At 40.7% G+C, this 22,655-nt stretch carries 19 protein-coding genes; 7 read left to right on the top strand and 12 right to left on the bottom strand.

Going from position 1 to position 22,655, the window contains the following annotated elements:
* Positions 1-165: 165 nt before the first annotated feature.
* Entirely contained in the window at positions 166-1,146 is a 981-nt protein-coding gene (locus tag ACE1TG_RS11060; RefSeq protein ID WP_375052445.1) for a 2-hydroxyacid dehydrogenase, read from the top strand.
* A gap of 197 nt (positions 1,147-1,343) precedes the next feature.
* On the opposite strand, the gene ACE1TG_RS11055 is transcribed toward ACE1TG_RS11060, so the two are convergent.
* The 3 genes from ACE1TG_RS11055 to ACE1TG_RS11045 form a co-directional block, all read right to left on the bottom strand.
* Positions 1,344-2,531 (bottom strand): M24 family metallopeptidase, encoded by a 1,188-nt coding sequence (locus tag ACE1TG_RS11055; RefSeq protein WP_375052444.1) that lies wholly within the window; start codon positions 2,529-2,531, stop codon positions 1,344-1,346.
* Positions 2,532-2,959: 428 nt separating this feature from the next.
* Entirely contained in the window at positions 2,960-4,366 is a 1,407-nt protein-coding gene (locus ACE1TG_RS11050) for an APC family permease (protein WP_375052443.1), read from the bottom strand.
* A gap of 83 nt (positions 4,367-4,449) precedes the next feature.
* On the bottom strand, positions 4,450-5,793 hold the full coding sequence (locus ACE1TG_RS11045; protein ID WP_375052442.1) for an aminotransferase family protein: 1,344 nt from the start codon (positions 5,791-5,793) through the stop codon (positions 4,450-4,452).
* 412 nt (positions 5,794-6,205) lie between these two features.
* Between ACE1TG_RS11045 and ACE1TG_RS11040 the strand changes: the two genes are divergently transcribed.
* On the top strand, positions 6,206-7,039 hold the full coding sequence (locus ACE1TG_RS11040; protein WP_375052441.1) for a YitT family protein: 834 nt from the start codon (positions 6,206-6,208) through the stop codon (positions 7,037-7,039).
* A gap of 80 nt (positions 7,040-7,119) precedes the next feature.
* Here the strand turns inward: ACE1TG_RS11040 and ACE1TG_RS11035 are convergent, their stop codons facing one another.
* Positions 7,120-7,683 (bottom strand): REP-associated tyrosine transposase, encoded by a 564-nt coding sequence (locus tag ACE1TG_RS11035; protein WP_375052440.1) that lies wholly within the window; start codon positions 7,681-7,683, stop codon positions 7,120-7,122.
* 437 nt (positions 7,684-8,120) lie between these two features.
* Here ACE1TG_RS11035 and ACE1TG_RS11030 point away from each other — a divergent pair, with 437 nt between their 5' ends.
* The 4 genes from ACE1TG_RS11030 to ACE1TG_RS11015 all read left to right on the top strand — a co-directional run bounded on the left by ACE1TG_RS11030 (position 8,121) and on the right by ACE1TG_RS11015 (position 11,505).
* Positions 8,121-9,515, top strand: coding sequence for an MmgE/PrpD family protein (locus ACE1TG_RS11030; RefSeq protein ID WP_375052439.1), 1,395 nt, complete (start codon positions 8,121-8,123; stop codon positions 9,513-9,515).
* A complete protein-coding gene (locus ACE1TG_RS11025) occupies positions 9,512-10,336 on the top strand; it encodes a phosphosulfolactate synthase (RefSeq protein ID WP_375052438.1) in 825 nt (274 codons plus the stop codon). Before ACE1TG_RS11030 ends, ACE1TG_RS11025 begins: the two co-directional genes overlap by 4 nt.
* A gap of 221 nt (positions 10,337-10,557) precedes the next feature.
* Positions 10,558-10,971 (top strand): hypothetical protein, encoded by a 414-nt coding sequence (locus ACE1TG_RS11020; protein WP_375052437.1) that lies wholly within the window; start codon positions 10,558-10,560, stop codon positions 10,969-10,971.
* An 87-nt stretch (positions 10,972-11,058) separates the two neighbouring features.
* On the top strand, positions 11,059-11,505 hold the full coding sequence (locus ACE1TG_RS11015) for a flavodoxin domain-containing protein (protein WP_375052436.1): 447 nt from the start codon (positions 11,059-11,061) through the stop codon (positions 11,503-11,505).
* Between the two features lie 51 nt (positions 11,506-11,556).
* Here the strand turns inward: ACE1TG_RS11015 and thrB are convergent, their stop codons facing one another.
* The 4 genes from thrB to dapG are packed head-to-tail and all read right to left on the bottom strand — an operon-like array spanning position 11,557 to position 16,035.
* Positions 11,557-12,447, bottom strand: coding sequence for a homoserine kinase (thrB, locus tag ACE1TG_RS11010; RefSeq protein ID WP_375052435.1), 891 nt, complete (start codon positions 12,445-12,447; stop codon positions 11,557-11,559).
* Positions 12,434-13,507: a threonine synthase gene (gene thrC / locus ACE1TG_RS11005; RefSeq protein ID WP_375052434.1), complete on the bottom strand. Its 1,074-nt coding sequence runs from the start codon at positions 13,505-13,507 to the stop codon at positions 12,434-12,436. Before thrC ends, thrB begins: the two co-directional genes overlap by 14 nt.
* Positions 13,504-14,814 (bottom strand): homoserine dehydrogenase, encoded by a 1,311-nt coding sequence (locus tag ACE1TG_RS11000; protein WP_375052433.1) that lies wholly within the window; start codon positions 14,812-14,814, stop codon positions 13,504-13,506. Before ACE1TG_RS11000 ends, thrC begins: the two co-directional genes overlap by 4 nt.
* Positions 14,815-14,829: 15 nt before the next feature.
* On the bottom strand, positions 14,830-16,035 hold the full coding sequence (gene dapG, locus ACE1TG_RS10995; RefSeq protein ID WP_375052432.1) for an aspartate kinase: 1,206 nt from the start codon (positions 16,033-16,035) through the stop codon (positions 14,830-14,832).
* Between the two features lie 740 nt (positions 16,036-16,775).
* Between dapG and ACE1TG_RS10990 the strand changes: the two genes are divergently transcribed.
* Positions 16,776-17,831 carry a dipeptidase gene (locus tag ACE1TG_RS10990; RefSeq protein WP_375052431.1) on the top strand — a complete coding sequence of 352 codons (1,056 nt, stop codon included), beginning with the start codon at positions 16,776-16,778 and terminating at the stop codon, positions 17,829-17,831.
* 106 nt (positions 17,832-17,937) lie between these two features.
* Here the strand turns inward: ACE1TG_RS10990 and ACE1TG_RS10985 are convergent, their stop codons facing one another.
* From ACE1TG_RS10985 to leuC, 4 genes are all read right to left on the bottom strand, one after another.
* Positions 17,938-19,116, bottom strand: coding sequence for a pyridoxal phosphate-dependent aminotransferase (locus tag ACE1TG_RS10985; protein WP_375052430.1), 1,179 nt, complete (start codon positions 19,114-19,116; stop codon positions 17,938-17,940).
* 79 nt (positions 19,117-19,195) lie between these two features.
* Positions 19,196-20,278 carry a threonine ammonia-lyase gene (ilvA, locus tag ACE1TG_RS10980; RefSeq protein WP_375052429.1) on the bottom strand — a complete coding sequence of 361 codons (1,083 nt, stop codon included), beginning with the start codon at positions 20,276-20,278 and terminating at the stop codon, positions 19,196-19,198.
* A gap of 366 nt (positions 20,279-20,644) precedes the next feature.
* Positions 20,645-21,220 (bottom strand): 3-isopropylmalate dehydratase small subunit, encoded by a 576-nt coding sequence (leuD, locus tag ACE1TG_RS10975; protein WP_375052428.1) that lies wholly within the window; start codon positions 21,218-21,220, stop codon positions 20,645-20,647.
* A 13-nt stretch (positions 21,221-21,233) separates the two neighbouring features.
* Positions 21,234-22,640: a 3-isopropylmalate dehydratase large subunit gene (leuC, locus tag ACE1TG_RS10970; protein WP_375052427.1), complete on the bottom strand. Its 1,407-nt coding sequence runs from the start codon at positions 22,638-22,640 to the stop codon at positions 21,234-21,236.
* Positions 22,641-22,655: the final 15 nt, after the last annotated feature.

Here is a 22,655-nt window from a genome sequence, read left to right as displayed (position 1 = left end):
ACTGATTTTGTGCATTTAACGGAACAAGTATTCTCATCACAGAAATGAAGTATTATGAATATTTTTAAATATTTTAAATATTTATTTTTTTATTGACTTTACACTCTATAATGGCTATTTTTAGGTTAGATACGTTGTCGACATAAATGAAAGCGAGGGATTAAAGTGAAGAAAAAAGTTATCGCCTATAATCGGGTAGAGAAGCCTGTTCTGGAAGATTTACAGAATAAGTACGATGTCCGTTTTTTTAACAATGCTGATACTATAAATAACATTGACTTCTTGGAGTTCCTTCGTCAGACAGAAGGTATTATCGGCTTGGAACTGCCTGTTGATCGTGAGTTGCTGGACCAGGCTCCCAACCTGAAAATAGTCAGCAATGTATCGGTTGGCTACAATAATCTGGATATCGGCGAACTGAACAGGCGAAACATTTTGGCGACCAATACACCAGAAGTACTGACAGATACTGTTGCAGATACGGTTTTCGGTATACTAATAGCCACAGCCAGACGTATTCCGGAATTAGATCAATTTGTAAAAAACGGTGAGTGGATTACAGAGGCAATTGAACCTGAATATTTCGGCGTAAATGTCCATCATAAAACGTTAGGAATTATTGGTATGGGCAGAATTGGTCAGGCAATTGCAAAACGGGCCCACCATGGTTTTGACATGGATATTTTATACCATAGCCGTACAATGAAACCGGATGTTGAAGAAAAGTATAAAGCAACATACTGTGACCTTGATAGTTTACTAAAGAGTTCTGATTTTGTCTGTCTTATCACACCACTGACACCAGAAACGGAATGTCTCATCGGAAGTCGGGAATTAAAATTAATGAAAGAATCAGCGATTTTCATTAATGGATCGCGGGGCAAAACAGTCGTAGAAAAGGATTTAATTAAGGCTCTGCAAAATGGGAATATTGCTGCAGCTGGTTTGGATGTTTTTGAAAAAGAACCAATTAAGCTGAGTAATCCATTACTGCAGATGACAAATGTTGTAACAACCCCTCATATCGGGTCATCCACACATGAAACTGAGCTGAGGATGTCAGAAGTTGCTGCCAGCAACCTCGAAGCAGGGTTAAAGGGTGAAAAGCCACCTAATTTGATTAATACCAGTGTTTGGAAGGAATAAATTATCTGTTGGAATAACTGGCATACCTTAAAAGGGACCCTAGTTTTCAGAGAGTCCCTTTTACTTTGGAGTGCAAGACTTAGTTTCACTTATCAACGTATAAGTAGAATTATGAACGCCAAAAATAGAGTACAAGAATCCTATGATTTTGTACCCTAAATTATTAAAAAGGTTTGTTATTGCATTCTAACATAAAGTTAGGCAAGCCTTATATTCGGTTTAACCATTAATTCACGTGGGAAATTAGCCAAAATCTCACACCCTGTTTCTGTCACCTGGAACGATTCACTTATTTCGACACCCATATTTTCCATCCAAATTCCAGGAATTAAATGAAACGTCATGTTCGGTTTTAATACCGTTCGATCCCCAGGTCTAAGGCTTGCCGTGTGCTCACCCCAATCCGGAGGGTAGTTCAGTCCCATGGAATAACCCATTCGCGACTCTTTTTTAATGCCGCTTTTTTCTATTACCCTGCGCCAAACCATCTCAAGCTCTTCACAAGTTATACCTGGTTTAACAGCATTTAACGCCTCATTAATTCCTTCAAGAACAACATCTGATACGTATTGCATATCTTCTGATGGCATCCCGATTACAGCAGTTCTTGCTAATGGTGCATGATAACGTTTATAACAGCCGGCCAACTCAATAATTACCGGATCCCCATGTTTAAATCTATCGTCCGTCCAAGTTAAATGACATGCTGATGTCTTATCTCCTGTCGGCAACAATGGAACAATTGAAGGGTAATCACCACCAAAATCTTCGGTTCCGGTAATCTGAGCATGAGATATTTCTGCAACAACATCACATTCGCGAACCCCTTCATTAATCGTATCAAAGGCAACTTGCATTGCCTTTTCGGAAATTCTGGCAGCCTGCTTCATATAGGAAATTTCCCGATCCGATTTTATGATACGTACCCAATTAACCATATTTGTACCATCTTTAAATGTTGCATTTGGCAGCCCTTGTGTTAATCGCATATAGCACTTAGCTGTAAAATAATACGCGTCAAGTTCCACTGCGATTGTTTGCCTCGCCCTATTTTTTTCTTTTAATACGTCACATACAAAGTCCATTGGATGTAAAATAGTAGACTGTACATAATGATCTGCATACGGGGTTATATGTTCTGTATCGAGCCATGTAGTATGCAGTGCAGCACTAGCATCCTGTCCGCGCCCAACCCATATCGGCTGTTCCTCATCAATCATTACGATAAGTAGTTGATGAACGTAAAACGACCAGGCATCATATCCTGTTAAATAATTCATATTGGCTGGGTCCGTTACTAGCAGAATATCAACCCCAGCTTCAGCCATCCTCTTCTTCGTACTAGCTAATCTTTCTTTAAACTCAGATATAGGAAATGTTAACACAAATCATCCCTTCCCCTCGTGCTCAATTTTACTAACTATATACATGAAAGCGCATACCTATTACTTAAAAATGTGGTATTTGTGTTTTACATTACTGGAAAGATTGCTAAGAGATAGCTAAGTTTAGTAGTGTATGTATGAATATGAGCGTCTTTATACATTAAATGCATAAATGAATAAAAATGTTAGAAAACTTGGCATTCGCCTAGCTTTTTTGTCGATTGTCGACATTTTCTTAATAGTATTATAATTCAGTACAAATCCAAAAGTCAATTAATTTTTTTCGCCCAATTTTGGCAACTGTTGATTCCGACCCTATCACTTCACGTTTTATATCGAATTTTGCAGAAAGTCTCATCCGGCTATCTATCGAAAAAACGGAACAACCCTAATGTGATGGGTTGTTCCGTTTTTTAATTGAATTATTTTTATGCAACTCGATCAATCTCTTTTTTCATATGTTCATCTGAATACGCTTTTCCGTACTTAGCAATTGAAAACTTATACAGTATAATACCCAGAATCACCCATGCTCCTACAATCAACCATTCATACGGCCAAATAAGTGCAGAAGGCATTCCCGGCATATAAAGTATTGTTATCCCTCCTGACATGAATACTGCAATCCAGCCAATTGTTGTGCCGCCACGCAATCTAAATGGACGCTTCATTTCTGGAGATTTTTTACGCAAGATTATAAACGATATAGCTACCATTAGCCAAGCAACAACTAAACCAAGTCCACCCGCATCAACTAACCATACGAGGGCAGGACGGCCTAACAATGGCGCAATAGTAGAAAAAAAACCAATTAATAGTATTGCCCTGTAAGGCGTATTATATTTTGGATGCAGTTCGCCAAGTGATTTTGGAAGCATACCTGCTCTTGCCAATGCATAGATTGCGCGACTTCCACCCACGTAGAAGCCAATCCAACTTGTCAATATGCCCCCAATACCCCCGAGGACCAGTAGATTACCCATCATCTGACTATCACCAAAAGCTTTTGCCATCGCATCAGCCGTTACCAGGTTTGATTCACCTATTTCAGCCGGACTCAGTACACGCGATACACCAAAAATCACAGCAACATACCATACAATTGCAAGAATAACCGAACCAATTAATAACTGTCCGATTTTCTTTTGTGGAAGATTTATCTCTTCAGCAGCCTGTGGGATAACATCAAATCCAACAAACATAAAAGGAGTCATAATAATAACCGTAAGCAAGCCAGCAATTCCCTTTTCAAAGAATGGCTGCATATTCTGAGCGTTTCCTCCAGCAGTACTACCAGTGATCAGCATTAGCCCTGCTATCAGAATCAGCAATGTGAGAATAAATGTTATCGCAGTCGTAAGTTTTATTCCACGGTAATTTATCCACGCAACGAGAACGGATCCTAGTATACCGACACCTGCCCATGTTGCCGTGACATCCCAACCAGCTATCGTATATAAATAACCTTGACTATAATCTGGAATTAAATATTCAAAAACAGTAGGAAGAGCAACTGCCTCAAATGCTACAACCGATACATATCCAAGAATTATTGCCCATGTTGCTATAAACGATGCTGTTCTCCCCATAGCCTTGTAGGTATATACATGTTCACCGCCAGCAAGTGGAAGTGCTGAAGATAATTCCGCATACGTTAGACCAACAACCACAACAAGTAATCCACCAATTGTAAATGCAAGAATAGCCCCTAATGATCCAGCCTCGGTTATCCATAAACCTGTCGTCACTACCCAGCCCCAGCCAATCATAGCACCAAAAGCGAGTGCAATAACATCCTTATTACCCAGAATTCTTAATAATTTTCTTTCGTTCATTTTGCTCCCTCCGATCAATTTAGTAATTATTTAGCAAGTCCATGTATGATTTATATGTTTTTCCTGGAAAAATTATTTCATTGTCAGGATGTGACACCAAGCTGTTTTTGAACGGACAATACAGAGTCATGGAGTATTTCCACCAATGTATTAATCTGCTCGTTATCTATAATAATTGGTGGTGCAAAGCAAATAATATCTGTACCTTCAAAAGTGACAGGACGGCATATAACTCCTCTATCATGTAAAGCTTCAATTACTCTTGGAGCAACTTTCAAATCTGATGCGAATCGCTTATTTGTTGCCGGATTCTGAACTAGTTCAACTGCACCAAGAAGTCCTATTGTTCGTACATCCCCAACAATTTCAAGCCGCTCCTTTATTTTTTGAAATTCCTCTAACAATTTCTCTCCCATTTCCCGGGAATTTTCAACCAGACTTTCCTGTTCAATAATCTCGATATTTTTCAATGCAACTGCTGCCGCTGTTGGATGACCACTATATGTGAATCCATGGAATAAAGTACCTTTTGACTTTTCCTTTAGCACGTTGTGAATATGATCAGAAACAACAACACCACCTAGCGGAATATAACCACTGGTAACTCCTTTTGCGAATGTCATTAGATCAGGTGTAACTCCCCAATTTTCCATTCCAAACATTTTTCCAGTCCGGCCAAAACCAGTTATTATTTCATCAGCAATAAACAAAATTTCATATTCATCACATAATCTGCGAACTTCTTTAAAATAATCTGCTGGGGGAATCAGCACACCTCCAGCACCTTGAACAGGTTCTGCCAAAAATGCTGCTATGTGCTCTGGACCCTCCTCAACAATAACTTGACGCAGAGAAGCAATTGCCATTTCCGAATTGCCTCCGTATGGTGTTTCCGCATGGGTAAAATCAGTCATCATATGTCCGGCCATCCCCCAAAATTCCGGTATCCCTGTCACACTAGTAGATGCTGCAGCCACTCCATGATAGCCACGCTTTAGAGCAATAATTTTTCTTCGATTTGGCTTCCCCTGTATTTTCCAGTAATGGCGAACCAGCTTAATAGCAGAATCATTTGACTCTGAACCACCGGATGTAAAAAATACAGCATTCAAGCCTGTGGGAGAAATAGAGGCTATTTTCTCAGCTAGTTTTATCGCAGGTTCATGGCTAAAAGTTGAGAAAGCAGAACTAAATGCTAATTTCTTCAATTTCTGTGCAGCCACTTCGGCCAGTTCTTCCCTTCCATGTCCAATATTTACATTCCAAAGAGACGACATCGCATCAATGTATACGTTGCCATTTGTGTCTGTTAAGTATATTCCATCCCCCTTTTCCATAATCACTTTCGCCCCGTCCCTTTGTTGTTGCTCGATTGACGAAGTTGGATGAATAAAATGTCTCTTATCTAACTCAGTTAAATTTTCCACATTGGTCCCTCCCTGTTTCGTTGTGAATAACACTTATAAATAAAAAAACCAGAAATATGGACAGGAGAAAATAAGGTATATACTCCCATCTATATAACTGGTTTTGATCTAGGTACTTGCTCCACTTATCCAGCAGAGTCAATTAGATTTGGCAGTTAATAATATTTGATTATTATAAATTTACCAAATATTTAGTAAGCGGTCAACTCCTTTTTTGGTAGTCTTAATTTTTACCCTCAGTCTATGATGTTGCAACTTATATCTTTTGTCTCAAAAAACAACATACTTTTAGAAACTACCTTTTGCTATAAGATAAAACATTCAATGTGTAAAAGACCAGCTAAGATTTTTGACATGAAGGTTTTATCATGACAAATTTAGATAGTATAATAACTGTGGAGGTGAAAATCAGATGAATAAAACGGTAAAAGAAATACTCATGATAATCATTGGCTCATTCATTTTTGCAATCGGAGTTAATTATTTCGCCATCCCAAACCGTTTGTCAGAAGGTGGCGTAATCGGTATTACAATTGTTACGTTTTATCTTTTCGACTGGTCCCCTGGAGTTGTTAACTTCATCCTTAACACATCACTCGTGGCAGTCGGTTATAAATTCTTTGATAAACGTGTAATCGTTTATACAATAATTGCAATTATATTTACTTCATTATTTTTACACTTCACAGTTGGCTGGGGTGACGAAATAAATGGTGACACATTGCTTGCCGCTTTATTCGCTGGTTTATCGGTAGGACTCGGACTTGGACTTATTTTCCGTTCTGGTGGTACGTCTGGTGGATCGGCTATCCTTGCCCGGCTTGGTAATCAGCTTTTAGGCTGGACAATTGGTAAAGGAATGCTTGTAATTGATATTGCCGTTATTGTTTTATCCTCCTTTATCATTGGTCAGGAAAAAGCCATGTACACGTTGATTTCTGTTTATGTTGGTGCAAAAGTAATTGATGTTGTTGTAGAAGGCGCCAATGAACGAACAGCCGTAATGATTATATCCAGCCACCCGGATCAAGTACTGGATGCAGTGACTAACAAGATGGATCGCGGTATCACGATACTTGAAGGAAGAGGTGGCTATACCAAATCACATCGCGAAGTATTGTATCTTGTCATTAACAGGTATGAAATTGTCCCTTTTCGAAAAATAATCATGGATATCGATCCAGAAGCATACGTAACCGTGCACGGCGTCCAGGAAATATTCCGAAAAGGATACAAAGGCAGGTAGAGGTGTTGCGTGCCTGTCACTCCCCGAATTTTAGCGAATCGTGTCGAATCCGAACAATAAGTATTTAAAAGGTCAGCATCTTATGACAGATGCTGCCCTTTTTCTATATCTTCATTTAAATACATCCTATATTGCACCCGTTTTTCTGCGCCGGATCCCGAAAAGTTTTCTAATATAACATCGCTATTCAACAAAGCACTCTTTTTCGTATACAAATAGTACCGATAACTGCTCCAGCGGTAGGATTCAGCAGTATGTACCATACCCGCTTTAACAGGGTTTAAATGAATGTACCTACTAATCTCAAGCATATCCTCGTTTGAATAAATAATCTTATCAAAATAACGTTTTTCAAATACGTGACCCGTTATACCATTCTTCGTATTATAATAATCGGCATAACGCTTGTTAAGAAGTGACATAACTTTGGAGACAGGCTGTTCTTGAGAGCGTAACTGAAGATGAAAATGATTAGTCATGAGGCAATATGCAGCAAGCTCAAATGGGGCTCGCTTATTGACTTCCCGGAGCATGTGAAGAAAATCTTTAAAATCACCTTTATCTTTAAAAAGTGCATCCCGCCGATTACCACGACAAACAACGTGATAAAAAGATTCGGGTACCCAAAGACGTGGTTTTCGCACTAAAAAACACCTCACTTTTCTATTCTTATTTAAGATAATTGATATAACTCGAAATAGCAAAATCGTAAAAAAGGCTGGGTTGTCCCTAAAAATAGGATTTCAACCAACAGAGTCGTAAAATAATACAATTCTCTCGTTGCATCCCGGCAAAATCGAGCTAATTACTACTTACAAATTTGAAAATCACCCAAATTTGCACTTCGTCATAAATTGACAAAAACCGGGGAGTGACAGGCACCTCCACTTCACCCTACAACTTTGACTTATCAATAGGTATAAGAATTTAATATCACTTTTCTAAGTTTAAATAATTTATTTTTATCAATAGGAAGCATACTATAGTAAGTGAAGAAGGGGAAAACATCTCTTGCTTCACGATCCACCCTTTGTGGCCACAGGGGTATTCATTTTCATCAATATATTTGGAGGTGACTCACATGTCAAAACAAGAAAGTACAATGGTTGAACAGCTTGCAGATTGGACACATGAAATTAAATGGGATGACCTTTCTGAAGAAGCAATTGCAGCTCTAAAAGGGCGCATGCTTGACTCGATCGGCTGTGCAATAGGGTCGCTTGAGGGTGAACCTGTTAAAGCGATCCGCAAAATGACAGAAGATCTGGGTGGAGAACCACTCGTCACATTAATCGGTGGTGGAAAAACGACCCCTGATTATGCAACATTCCATAACGGGGCTACTATTCGCTACCTGGATTTCAACGACTCTTATTTAGCTAATGATGAGACCGGTCATCCATCAGATAATATAGCACCAGTCCTCGCAGCTGCAGAATATGCTGATGCCCACGGTCGTGACTTTCTAACAGCACTGGCCATTGCCTACCAGGTTCAATGCCGTCTGTCGGATGTCGCACCAGTAAGAAATCAAGGGTTTGATCATACCGTTCAGGGTGAGTATGGCGCAGCTGCCGGAGCCGCGCGAGCTATGGGGCTTAATAGTAAACAGATTGCAAATGCGATTGCGATTGCAGGTACCGGCTACAATTCACTTCGTGTAACAAGAACTGGTGAACTTTCGAACTGGAAAGGTCTTGCTTACCCAAACACTGCGATGGGAGCAGTTCACGCAACATTGCTTGCAAACTATGGCATCACAGGTCCTCGAGAAGTTTTCGAAGGCAATAAAGGATTGATGGATTCAATTGCAGGCCAATTTGAAATAGATTGGGCAAAAGAGGATCTTGAACGCGTGACCGATACAATCATAAAGCGCTACAACGCAGAAATACATTCACAGTCATCCATTGAAGGAATTCTTGAATTGCGTGACCGTGAAAATATTGCACCCCATGATATAAAAGAAATTCGGCTCACCACCTTTGACGTTGCCTACAACATTATCGGTGGCGGAGAAGAAGGCAGCAAGAAAATGATCCGCTATAAGGAAGAAGCTGATCACTCGCTACCATATATGCTATCTGCAGCATATCTGGATGGTAACGTCATGCCCGAACAGTATGAAGCGGACCGCATAAATCAGGATGATATCCAGCAACTTCTGCAAAAAGTGCATGTTAAGCCAAGCAAAGAATTTAGTGAACGTTTCCCAGATGAAATGGCGTGCAGGATTGAAATCGAAACAAATGATGGTCGTAGTTTTGACATCGAAAAGCGTGACTATCAAGGTTTCAAAACGCAACCCGCCAGCTGGGAAGTGCTAATGGAAAAATATAATGTATTGACTCAAAAAATTGACAGTAATCTGGCTGCCGAAATCGCCAATACAATAAGAAATCTTGAAAACGTCAAAATTAGTGAACTAACTGTATTACTTGGTCAAGTTAAAATCAGGGAGGATGTATCATTATGAGTAATCAAAGAGCATTTCAAGGAATTCGCATGAACAGCCGTCAGGAAAAGCCACGCACACGAGGAATAACTGAAATCCGTGGACCATACTATTCCGTTATGGGCAAAAATTATCTCCAGGATATTTTAGAAACAATGGGTGACTATGTTGATTCATTAAAGTTTGCAGGCGGGGCTTTCACATTATATCCCGAAGATAAACTTCGTGAACTACTCGATTTGGCACATGATTATGGTGTGAAAGTATCAACTGGTGGATTTATGGAAACAGTCGTAACACAAGGTCCTGAAGCAATCGATCACTATATAAGTGAATGTAAACGTGTCGGCTTTGACATTATCGAAATTTCCACAGGTTTTATTACAATGCCAACGGATGATATTGTCCGACTTGTTGAAAAAGTACAAAACGCCGGATTACTCGCCAAACCGGAAATCGGTGTACAATTCGGTGCTGGTGGTACAAATACTGTTGAACAAAATGAGGCTGAAGGGATAACAGATCCAGCACAAGCTATTGAAGTAGGTAAAAGATGCTTAGAGGCCGGAGCTTATATGCTGATGATTGAATCAGAAGGTATTACAGAAAGTGTTCGCACATGGCGTACCGAAGTCGCAACTCAGTTCGCACGTGAACTCGGTACTGAGAAAGTTATGTTCGAAGCAGCAGATCCGGATGTATTTGAATGGTATATTAAAAACTACGGCCCGGAAATTAACGTCTTCGTTGACCACAGCCAGATTGTACAGCTTGAGACATTACGCCGTGGCACATGGGGAACAAAAGACTTATGGGGCCGCGTGGTTACCCTAGGTGAATAATAACTTAAAACGAAATCGGAAATAGCCGGGCATACTACCCCGGCTATATTTTTTTAGCAGATAAGTATAACTACTTTCTTACTCCAGAAGTGCAACTAAAGCCATTCGTCCAAAGGCTTGACGAAGTTTTCTAACAAAACTTGACCTGCGACAATTAATAAGTTTAGGAACTGCCATATAATTAACGTAAGTAATAAAAAATACAACGGGAAGTGGACAGTATGAAGATAACTGCATTTATCATCATCATTGTATTGACCGCATTGACTGCTTTTGCTATGCAGTTTGATGGAAGTACACAACGTCTTTCGGAAACGTTAAATGTGAACCCCGACGCTGTCACCAAAATATCACTATCCCCACCAACTGAAAGCAACTATAACAGTACTACTGATGACGACAAGATAGATGAATTTATCCATTACATCGAGCAGTTAAATTATAATAAAATTAGAGGAAATGAACCATCCTATTTGCCTATGACAGCTAGTATGATTTATTTATACGAAAATAATCAAGTGGACTTTATCGTTTCATTTGAGGACAAAGTCATGATAAGCCAGCAAGTTTTTGAGGTCAAAAATGGAGAAATTAGCCATACTTTTATAACAGACTATTATAAATCACTGGATTAAACTTTAAAAACCAGGTGAATTAATTGAAAGTAATTCTCATTAGGACGTATAATACAGTTAGCATCAGATAAAAAGGAGATGAACTCTATGGCTAGAATTTTAGTTATATATGCAAGTTTGACCGGCAGCACAGAAATAATGGCAGAAGGAATCGTGGAGCATATTAAAGATGACCATGATGTTGTCGTCAAAACGTTTGACTTCGACCCAATCGAAGCAAAGGAAATGGAGAATTTTGATGGAATATTGATTGGCTCTTATTCATGGGATGACGATATCCCATTTGAAGTAGAAGGATTTCATGATGATATGGATGAAGTTGATTTAACGGGGAAACTCGTGGGTGTATTTGGCTCATGTGATTCCTATTACGATATATATGGTCCCGCACTTGATACAATGGCTATGAAAGCAGAGAAACAAAATGCCACGGTCTTTGAGGAAAAATTAAAAATCGAGCTTGAACCCGATCCTGATGACATCAAGCATTGCCAACGTTTTGCCGATGAATTTTTAAAAGAAATAATGAAGTAAATACATAAGCCCTTAGTTATTATCTAAGGGCTTTGACTATATCCTATAAACTTAGTCAACCTGTACGCCTGTTTGATCAATTTGTAATGCGGCAATCGTGTAATCTGACAGTGTTGCTTCCATCTGTTCACGAATGTAAGCTCCCTTTCCTTTAGGTACAAAGGAAATCATCGTTGGCCCCGCTCCGCTTATCACTGTTCCATAGGCACCCATGGCTTTTGCTTCCCGCCTTATATTTTCGTAGTTCGGAATAAGTTCTGCACGATATGGCTCGTGAAACAGATCATTTTCCATCATCTTACCAGCAACATGATAATCCCCAGACAATAGCGCGGCAATCATTACGTTACTAACGGCACTTGCAGTAGTGGCTTTTTTTCTGGAAAAACTATCTGGAAGTATATTTCGCGCAGTTTCAGTCTTCAGTTCACTATCAGGTATACAGACAACAACATCTAAATCAAGTGAAGGTAGCCGGACATATTCAACTTGATTATTCCGCGTTGTAGCAGTAACGACAACCCCGCCAAATAAGGAAGCCGCAATATTGTCCGGGTGTCCTTCGATATCAGTCCCATATTGCAGCTTTTGTTCACCTGTCAATGACAGATCACATAGCTGATTGGCTAATTCAATTCCAGCAAGTACTGCAGATGCACTGCTTCCAAGTCCTCGTGCTAACGGAATTTCGCTAGCTACAATTACTTTACATCCTGGCAATGCTTTTTGATGGCGATCTGCTGTTTGCTTGGCAATTTGAAAGATGAAGTGATCCGTATAGTTTGTGAAATAAGGGAGAAAATGGGATTTGTGCTCAAACTCCCATTCCTCCTGTTCTATTACTTCCAATGTCAAAAAGCGGTTTAATGCAAGGCCTGCTGAATCAAATCCTGGTCCTAAATTTGCAGAACTTGCTGGAATAGAGACCTTAAACTGTTTCAAGGTCTGTCACCATATCAGTGATATAAGCCGTAACTTTTTCTGCATCATTTGGAAGTGACACGGGATCGACCGTTACCTGTTCAATTGCTGTTTGTGGATCCTTTAGACCGTTACCCGTTAGCACAGCCGCAACCTTGCTTCCTTGTTTGATATTCCCTTCCTTACACTGCTGAATCACTCCTGCAATCGATGCACAGGATCCAGGCTCTGCAAAAATACCTTCCTTTTTTGCCAGTAGTTGAAATGCTTTTTTTATTTCATTGTCAGTTACCATGCCAATTTTTCCATCAGATTCATCTCTTGCAGCAATCGCCATATCCCAGCTCGCCGGATTCCCAATGCGAATTGCTGTTGCCACTGTCTCTGGATTTGGGATGATTTTATTCTTTACTATAGCTGCGGCTCCCTCAGCTTCAAACCCAAACATTCTCGGAAGGCCTGTTTGCTTCTCTTCATTATATTCTTTAAAGCCTCTCCAGTAAGCACTAATATTCCCAGCATTACCAACTGGAATAGCCAGGATATCAGGTGCCTCGCCCAGCAGTTCACAGACCTCAAATGCAGCTGTCTTTTGCCCTTCAAGACGATAAGGGTTCACCGAATTCACAAGTGTAACAGGGGCGTTTTCACTTAGTTTACGCACCATTTTTAATGCATCATCAAAGTTACCATCAATTTCAACAATCTCAGCACCATACATTTTGGCCTGTGCAAGTTTTCCAAGTGCTACTTTTCCCTTTGGAATCACAATAATTGCGCGTATACCTGCTCTTGCAGCATAAGCTGCTGCTGAGGCTGATGTGTTTCCGGTTGAAGCACAGATGACGGATTTACTTCCTTCTTCAACTGCCTTTGCAACTGCCATCACCATACCACGGTCTTTAAAAGAACCAGTAGGATTCGCTCCTTCCACTTTGCCATACAGTTCCACTCCTAATAATTCTGATAGGTGTGGAAAATGGATTAACGGTGTATTGCCTTCATGAAGTGTCAAGGCTGGTGTTTTTTTGGTTACAGGTAAATAGCTTTGGTAATGGTCAATTATTCCTTGCCAGCTCATTGGTCATAGCCCCCTTCAATACGGAAGTAGCTTTTTACTTCCTCGACAACATCGACTTTCGCTAATTTTTCCAGCGCTTGATTGATTTTTTTCAACGTCGTTTGATGTGTTACAACGATAACCTCAGCAAGACCGTTCTCCTTATCATTTTTGACTGGATCCTGCAAAATCCGTTCAAAACTTATATCCAGTTCATTAAACAAGGATGAGATTTCCGTAAATGTTCCGCTCCGATCCTGCACATGTATTCTGAAATAATACTGTCCAAAGCGCTGTTCAGGTGATTTTAGCACCTTGTCATAACGAGGTGTCACTACCTGTTGTCCAGTTACACCGAGCAGCATATTTTTAATCACAGCAGTCACATCTGACATTACAGCTGTTGCGGTCGGTAAACTTCCTGCTCCCGGACCATAAAACATTGTCTCACCAACAGCTTTTCCGTTAACATAAACGGCATTGTACTCATTTTTCACTGCTGCCAGCGGATGACTCTCAGGCAAAAATGTTGGCTGTACACTTACTTCAACCTGTTTATCCTGAAAATCTGCAAAGCCGATCAGCTTCATCTTAAGGCCAAGCTGTCTCCCAAACTGAAGATCCTCTAAGTCCAGACCCTCTATCCCATCAACCTCCACATCCGCTAGATCGACTGATGTTGAAAAGGCAAGTCGGGCAAGGATAGCCATTTTTCGAGCAGCGTCGAGTCCACCTACATCACCCGTAGGATCAGCCTCAGCAAAGCCTAGCTCCTGGGCTTCTTTTAATGCATCTTCATAGGCTACTCCCTCGTCGTCCATTTTCGTTAAAATATAATTTGTAGTCCCGTTTACAATTCCCATCACTTTTTCAATTCGGTCTGATGCGAGTCCATCAACTATACCACCGATAATAGGAATTCCTCCTGCTACACTGGCTTCATAATACAGATCACATCCGTTTTGTTTTGCCGCATGCTGCAGCTCTGGACCATGTAATGCCATTAAATCTTTATTAGCAGTTACCACGTGCTTTTTAGCTTCAAACGCTCTTAAAATATGTTCACGCGCTTCATCTATACCACCCATCACCTCTATGATGATGTCAATTTCAGGGTCAGCCAGCACTGTTTCTGGATTTGTCGTTAGGTTTCCAGCGTTCACTTGGACATCACGATCTTTTGCCAAGTCACAAACCAAAATACTTTTGACAGTAACCCCGCGCCCCAACTGGTGAACAATTTCTTCCTGATGCCCTTCAATAATTTGCACCACACCAGAGCCAACTGTTCCTAATCCTAATAGTCCTACTGCTATATTCTTTTCCATACACTCACCTCATTTTTATTTTGTTACAACGGATTCTAACGGCTGACTTAATTGAAATGTATCATGCAGTAAATTTACTGTCTTAGCAAGATCCATATCGTGAATTAATATGCCAATCGTTGTATGACTAGCTGCTGATTGGATGATTTGAATACCCTTTTCAGCAAGTTTTTCTGCTATTTCAGAAGTAGCAGGTACTTTTGGAAGGCCATTTCCAACCACGCATACCTTCGCGCAATTTTCGATTATTTGCGGCTTGCAATCCAAGTTCTTCAGGAGACCTATTACCGCCTGTTTATTAACGTTTAAAATGGTAAACAGTATTTCAGTTTGGGATGTGTCTGAAAAGTCAACAGAAATCCCTGCTTCTGACATTTTCTTAAAAACATTAGCACGATGCTCTTCTTTTTCAACCGCTATCTTAAAATGGATTAACCCTGACTTATGCGCAATTCCGGTAATTGATTGATCTGGTCCTGAATTGGTAACCAATGTTCCACTCTCTATTGCATAAGTTGAACGTACATGTAATGAAATACTTGCCTCTTCAGCAATTTCTACAGCTCTTGGATGAATTACTTTTGCCCCTTGATTTGCTAAATTGAAGCAATCCGAATAGGTTACATTTTTTAAAGGTCTTGCGGATTCAGCTACTCTCGGATCTGCTGTCATGATTCCATTAACATCTGTGAAAATTTCAACACCTTCAGCATTTAACGCTACCCCTAGTACTGCTGCAGTCGTGTCACTGCCACCCCTGCCAATCGTCGTAATCTCTCCATCAGTTGTTTGCCCCTGAAAACCTGCAACGACTACAACATCAAAGTGATTTAGATCTTTTTCCAAGCGGGTCGTATCTACACTCTTAATCTGTGCTTGTGTAAATTCTGCTGTTGTCGTGATGCCAGCCTGGCCGCCAGTGAGTGCAGTAGAATTAATATGATTTTTTTGCAGTTCATTTGATAATACAATACTGGCAATTGTTTCCCCGCAGGACATTAACAAATCCATTTCACGTTCGCTTTGAAGAGGTACAGATTCACCTGCAAGACTAAGCAATGTATCTGTAGCATAAGGGTCAGGACTGCGCCCCAATGCTGACACAACCACCACCAGTTTATGCTGTCTTTCAACTGCATATTTAATATGTGAAATCACTTTAGAAATGCTCTCTTGTGATTGTAATGAGGTACCTCCAAACTTCTGAACTAAAACAGTCATCTCAACCCTCCCTAAATTACTTTACTTTTCAGATTGTCCTTCCCGCAATTGCACTGGATCCCCTCCAGGACAAAATTAAAAAAGACCCTTCTCTTCCCATAATCCTGCATAATTTCAGAATTAATGGGGAGAAAAGAGTCTACTTTTCACGGTTCCACCCAGGTTTATAGCAATCTCGCGACTACTACCTTGTGAAGCTGCCTAACAGCCCGTTTTGATAACAGGTGCATATGATTGCACCTGACCAAGTCTAATAGGAGAATCCGTTCAACTTAGCACTCGGAGATGGTATCAGAACACGTTGTACTTCCAGGCTTCCAGCAACCCCGGATCTCTGCGAATACAACTTACATGTTCCTTCGTTCTCGTCAATGAGTTAATTTTTATTCTTTTATAAGATGTGGATTTTACTTATTGAATATTTGATATTGCCGATAATCATATAACGTTTTACGCAGTTGGTCAACAGCTTTTTCTAAATTTTTAATATCTTTTCTAAAAAAAGTAATTGTATGCGCTTGCAGTAGCTGAGTTAAAAGGAAAGTCATTCAATATTACAATACTATTACATTGCTAATTGTGTACCAGCAAAGAACCCATTAATTTATATATTGACAAAAATCGGGCAATCCCAGACACCGAAAAGAATTCAATCACATTGTTGCGGGTTTGGTATATTTTAATGTAAGGATAATGATATACTGATTTAGAAAAATATCACACTAGGAGGTTCCCACATAATGAGCAGCTTCCCAATTTTCGATGGGCATAACGATACACTTTTGAGTCTTCATTTACCTGAAGAAGCGAAAGAACGATCATTTTTCAAAGAGAGTAACATTGGACATATCGATTTTCCCCGCGCTAAAAAAGGTAATTTCGGTGGCGGATTTTTTGCAGTCTGGACACCAAATGACGGCTATGAAGTTAACCCTGAAGACCATGTAACATCAGATGGATACGACATACCACTTCCACCACCAATTAAACATAAAAAAGCATTATCTAACACAAATACGTTTGCTGCTGGCTTATTTCGACTCGAGAACGAATCGGATGGAAAGTTCAAAGTAGTTCGCAATGCAACTGAACTGGCACATTGCCTTAAAAACGATATCATGGCGGCTGTGCTTCATATAGAAGGCGCTGCAGCCATTGATACAAATTTTGATACACTGCATGTGTTATATAATGCTGGACTGCGTTCACTTGGAATTGTATGGAGCAGACCAAATGTCTACGGTGAAGGTGTTCCTTTCCGCTACCCATCCTCCCCTGACATTGGGGATGGACTTACTGAAGCCGGCAAGCTGCTTGTTCGTGAATGTAACAAACTTGGCATCATGGTCGACACTACACACTTGAATGAAAAGGGGTTTTGGGATGTTGCTCAAATTTCAGATGCACCTATCGTAGCAACACATTCCAATGTACATGCACTCTGTCCAATATCACGTAATCTGACAGACAAGCAGTTAGAAGCTATTGCAAAATCAAATGGGGTTGTTGGCATCAATTATGCGGTGAACATGCTTCGTGAAGACGGAGGAACTGATACGAATATTTCGCTGGATTTGATTGTTCGTCATGTCAGCTATATAGCTGAAAAGTTCGGTATAGACCACGTCGCACTCGGATCTGACTTTGATGGCACAACCGTACCTGATGAACTAAAAGATGTTACTGGTTTACCGAAACTTGTCGAACGACTTAAAGCACATGGATTTAACGATAATGAATTACAAAAAATCACCCATGAAAACTGGGTCCGGGTACTAAGCGAAACGTGGAAGTAGGTAAGCGGGGGTGCCTGTCACTTCCCGGTTTTTGTCAAACTTTGTCGTACACACAAATATCTACCAAAACAAAGCAGCCATCATGTAATAACGGCTGCTTTCTACCTTACTTATTAAATATCCCTAATCTACCAATACGTTCTACCGCTTCCTCCAGTCGTGCTTCGGAATCAAGCAATCCTACACGCACGTACCCTTCTCCCTTTGACCCAAAACCATTTCCTGGAGCAACAACCACATGTGCTTTTTCCAGCAATAAATCAGCGAATTCTTCTGAGGTGTAACCAGACGGAACAGGTAGCCAGGCAAAAAAAGTACCTTTTGGCGCATCCGCTTCCCAGCCGATTCTATCCAATGCAGCAAGGAAGCGCTCACGACGATTTGCATATGTATCAACCAAGTATTGCGCTGCGGTCTGATCACCAGTCAATGCTTCTGCAGCAGCTTCCTGTACTGCTCCAAATAAACTGACGTACATGTGATCCTGCACAAGATTAATGCTCTTGATAACAGACGGATTCCCTACAGCAAAAGCAACTCGCCATCCAGCCATGCTATAGGCTTTTGATAACGTATATATCTCAACCCCAACATCTTTTGCACCAGCTGATTGCAGAAAACTAACTGGCTTCTGCTCTTCAAATCCAATTGTCGCATAGGCAAAATCATGCACAACACAAAAATCATGCTCATTTGCAAGTTCAATCGTTTCATCAAAAAATTCTTTACTTGCAGTTGCTGCAGTCGGATTGTTCGGGTAGTTTAAAAACATCAGCTTCGCCCGTTCAAGATCAACCTGACTAATCTCGCTGTAATCTGGCAAAAACCCATTCTCCCTGAGCAGTGGCATGAATGCTGTGTCAGCATCAGCCATTGCCGTTCCTGACATGTAATCCGGATACCCTGGGTCAGGAAGCAATGCCAAGTCACCCGGATTTAAGAGACACTGACTCAATTCCACAAGCCCTGTTTTTGCCCCAAACAAAATAGCTACTTCTGTTTTAGGATCTACCGTTACACCATACTCATTTTGGTAAAAGGCTGCTACAGAGTCTTTTAAATACTGGAATCCTTGAAACGGTGTGTACTTATGATTTCTCGGTTTTTCTGCAGCCTCCTGCAATGCTGCCACTATATGTTCAGGCGTCGGCAAGTCCGGGTTTCCCTGTCCCATGACAATAACATCATGACCTTGTTCCTTGATGGATTGCGTCTTTTTCACCAGCTTCGCAAAAAACTGTTCAGGCAACCGCTTCAGCATATCTGATTGTTCAAATTCCCTCACATGAACCACTCCCCCAATCCCAGTTTAAGTTTTATCGTAACGATGTTTCCCGGGATTGTAAAGGGAGCCCACAATAAATCTAGGAAGCAAATATCCTTTGTTCTCCCGCTAATTTTTGAATCATCGGAAGCATTCCAATATCCAAATTACCACCACTAACGACTACACCTAAATTTCTGGAACGAATTTTGTCATGATATTTAAACAGTGCTGCCAGTGACGCAGCCCCTGCCCCTTCCATTAACGTTTTATTACGTTCCAGCATATAAACAATCGCTGAGGCAATTTCTTCGTCACACACTGTTACAATATCATCAACATATTTTCGGATAACTGGTAATGTTTGTGTTCCCGGTTGTTTCACTGCAATACCCTCTGCAATGGTTTGAACAGATGTAAGTTTTTCAGTCACATTACGATAAAAACTTTTATGCATCGCAGCTGCTCCACTTGCCTGCACTCCGATTACTTTGATATTGCGATTGATATGTTTTGCAGCTGTCGCGATACCGCTGATTAATCCGCCACCACCGATTGGCACCAAAATCGTGTCAATCCTATCTTCCTGACGCAGCATTTCCATCGCAATAGTCCCTTGCCCTGCCATAACGTCATAATCATCAAATGGATGTATATATGCTGCTCCAGTTTCTGCTTTTCTTTCTAATGAAGCTTCGAATGCCTCTTGGAATGACTCACCAACAAGAACAACCTCTGCTCCATATGCTTTTGTGGCATTGATTTTTGCAAGTGGTGTTCCTTCCGCCATAAAAATTGTCGTATCCACTCCCAGTTTAGCTCCTGCATAAGCTACACCTTGTGCATGATTTCCTGCCGATGCAGTAACCACGCCATTTTGTAATTGTTCCTTTGGAAGCTGCATTAGTTTAAAGGTTGCCCCTCTAAATTTGAACGCACCTGTTTTCTGCTGATTTTCCATTTTAAAATATACGTTTTTCCCGACCATTTGATTGGTGGTAGACGAGGTTAGTAACGGTGTGCGATGGACAAATGGCTCAAGCCTCTTCCATGCATTGTAAACCGTTTCGCCAGTTAAGAAATTCCCAAGATTTACACTCCTTTTTATTATAAAACTATTTTTATTATTTAATGCCGCGAAGGAAATATATTCGCTTTCACCACTTCGAGTACCAAGTGACATATACGGTATCTCGCATATTCCAACTGCTGGTTTAAATGGTCAAATTCTTGTTTTTATTTATCACTATATACGTTAAATAATTTTAAGGCTAAAGTAAACAAAATCCAGCGTAGGAAATACACGGAGACTCCTGCGGGTCACCGGCTAAAACCGGTCACGTCCTGTGACCAACGCCGGTATTAGAACGTCCTGTTCGTCAAAGCAACAGCTGAAGATCCCGCAGGAAGCGGTTTTTACTTCCGAGGAAGCTGAAGCGTTGCCCTAGGTGCGCGAAGTGTATTTCCGAAGCGGTATATTATGTCACAGTCTACAGATTTTTGTAAAATAGCAACATTCTTTTAGAAAACAACCAAGGATATAATCACACTATCTGCCCTCAAACGCAGTAATTTTAGCTTCATGATGCAACGTAAGAGCAATATCGTCCCAGCCATTTAACAGCTTTTCTTTATTGTAATTATCAATTGAAAATGGAACAGTTCGTTTATCATCAACAATCTGCTGATTCACTAAATCCACTTGCAAATAAAGTGCTGATTCTTCCGCTTGTTTCATCCATTCACTTACCTGTTCTTCATCCATTTGTACTGGAATAATCCCATTCTTTAAGGCATTATTATAAAAAATATCGGCAAAACTGGGGGCGATAATTACCCGAAACCCATAATCCAACAACGCCCACGGAGCATGCTCTCGTGATGATCCGCACCCAAAGTTTTCACCGCCCAGCAAGATAGAGGCATCCGCATATGCATTCTGATTCAGAATAAAATCGGACCGTTGCTTACCATCATCATCAAACCGCCAGTGATAAAATAAAAATTGCCCGAAGCCGGTTCGTTCGACACGTTTCAGAAATTGTTTTGGGATAATCTGATCTGTATCAACATTTGTACGATTTAATGGAAATACCTTCCCAGTATGCTTTTGAATTGCTTCCATAATTGCTCACCCCCTATTGCAGTGCCCCTGCATATTGTCGTACATCCACAAAATGTCCTTCAATCGCAGCAACAGTCGCCATTTCCGGACTGACCAAATGAGTCCTGGCTCCATTTCCTTGCCTACCCTCAAAATTACGGTTTGACGTTGATGCACATCTTCCACCAGGAGGAACAATATCATCATTCATTGCGAGACACATACTGCAGCCAGCCTCTCGCCATTCAAACCCGGCTTCCTTGAAAATAAGATCAAGTCCCTCTTCTTCCGCTTGCCATTTAACTTTAAATGACCCTGGAACAACAATCGCTCTAACTTTTGGATTCACTTTCCTGCCTTGAATAACGGATGCAGCTTTTTTCAAATCACCCAATCGTGAATTGGTACAGGAACCGATGAACACATGATCAATCTCTATTGAAGTGATTGGCTGATTTTCCTGCAATCCCATATACGCTAATGCCCGTTCCAAATCCTCTTTATGCTCAGCATCGTCTACTGACGGAGTTGAACCATTAACAGGTACACACATACCAGGATTTGTTCCCCAGGTTACTTGCGGTTCAACTTCAGCCGCCTTAATTGTTACGGTCTGATCATAAGCAGCACCTTCATCAGTAGCGATATCTAACCACTCATCAGCAAACTGATCAAATTCCTTTCCTTCAGGCACATGAGCTCTCCCACGCAGGAATTCAACAGTTTTTTCATCCGGACTAATCAACCCAGCTCTTGCTCCTGCCTCAATCGACATATTACAAACAGTCATCCGGCCTTCCATAGACAGGTTTCGAACGGCCTCTCCGGTATACTCGATTACATATCCTGTGCCAAACCGAACGCCATATTTTCCGATAATCGCTAAAATTAAATCCTTCGCTGTCACACCTGGACCTAGATCACCATCCACATGGACATTTAGCGTCTTTGGTTTTTCCTGCCATATTGTTTGTGTTGCCAAAACATGCTCGACTTCACTTGTTCCAATCCCAAACGCTAATGAACCAAAAGCACCATGTGTAGAGGTATGGCTATCCCCACAAACAATCGTTTTCCCCGGCTGTGTCAATCCAAGTTCCGGACCAATTACATGGACAATCCCCTGATCTGGATGGTACATATCTGCAAGGGTAATACCAAAGTCCATGCAGTTCTTTTTTAACGTTTCCATCTGTTTCACCGAAATTTCATCTTTCATGACATCACGGTTTTTCGTTGGCACATTATGATCCATCGTTGCATAAGTCAGATCCGGACGACGTACTTTGCGGTCAGCCAGCCTTAATCCTTCAAACGCTTGTGGCGAAGTAACTTCATGAACAAGATGCAGATCAATATACATAAGACTTGGTTTACCTTTTTCATCATGTACAACATGTTTATTCCAAATTTTTTCTACAATTGTTTCAGGTTTCCCCATTCGGAATACCTCCTC

The sequence above is a fragment of the Virgibacillus sp. JSM 102003 genome (assembly GCF_041949995.1).
GTDB lineage: Bacteria > Bacillota > Bacilli > Bacillales > Amphibacillaceae > Lentibacillus.
This window is presented reverse-complemented; position numbering and strand designations above follow the sequence as displayed.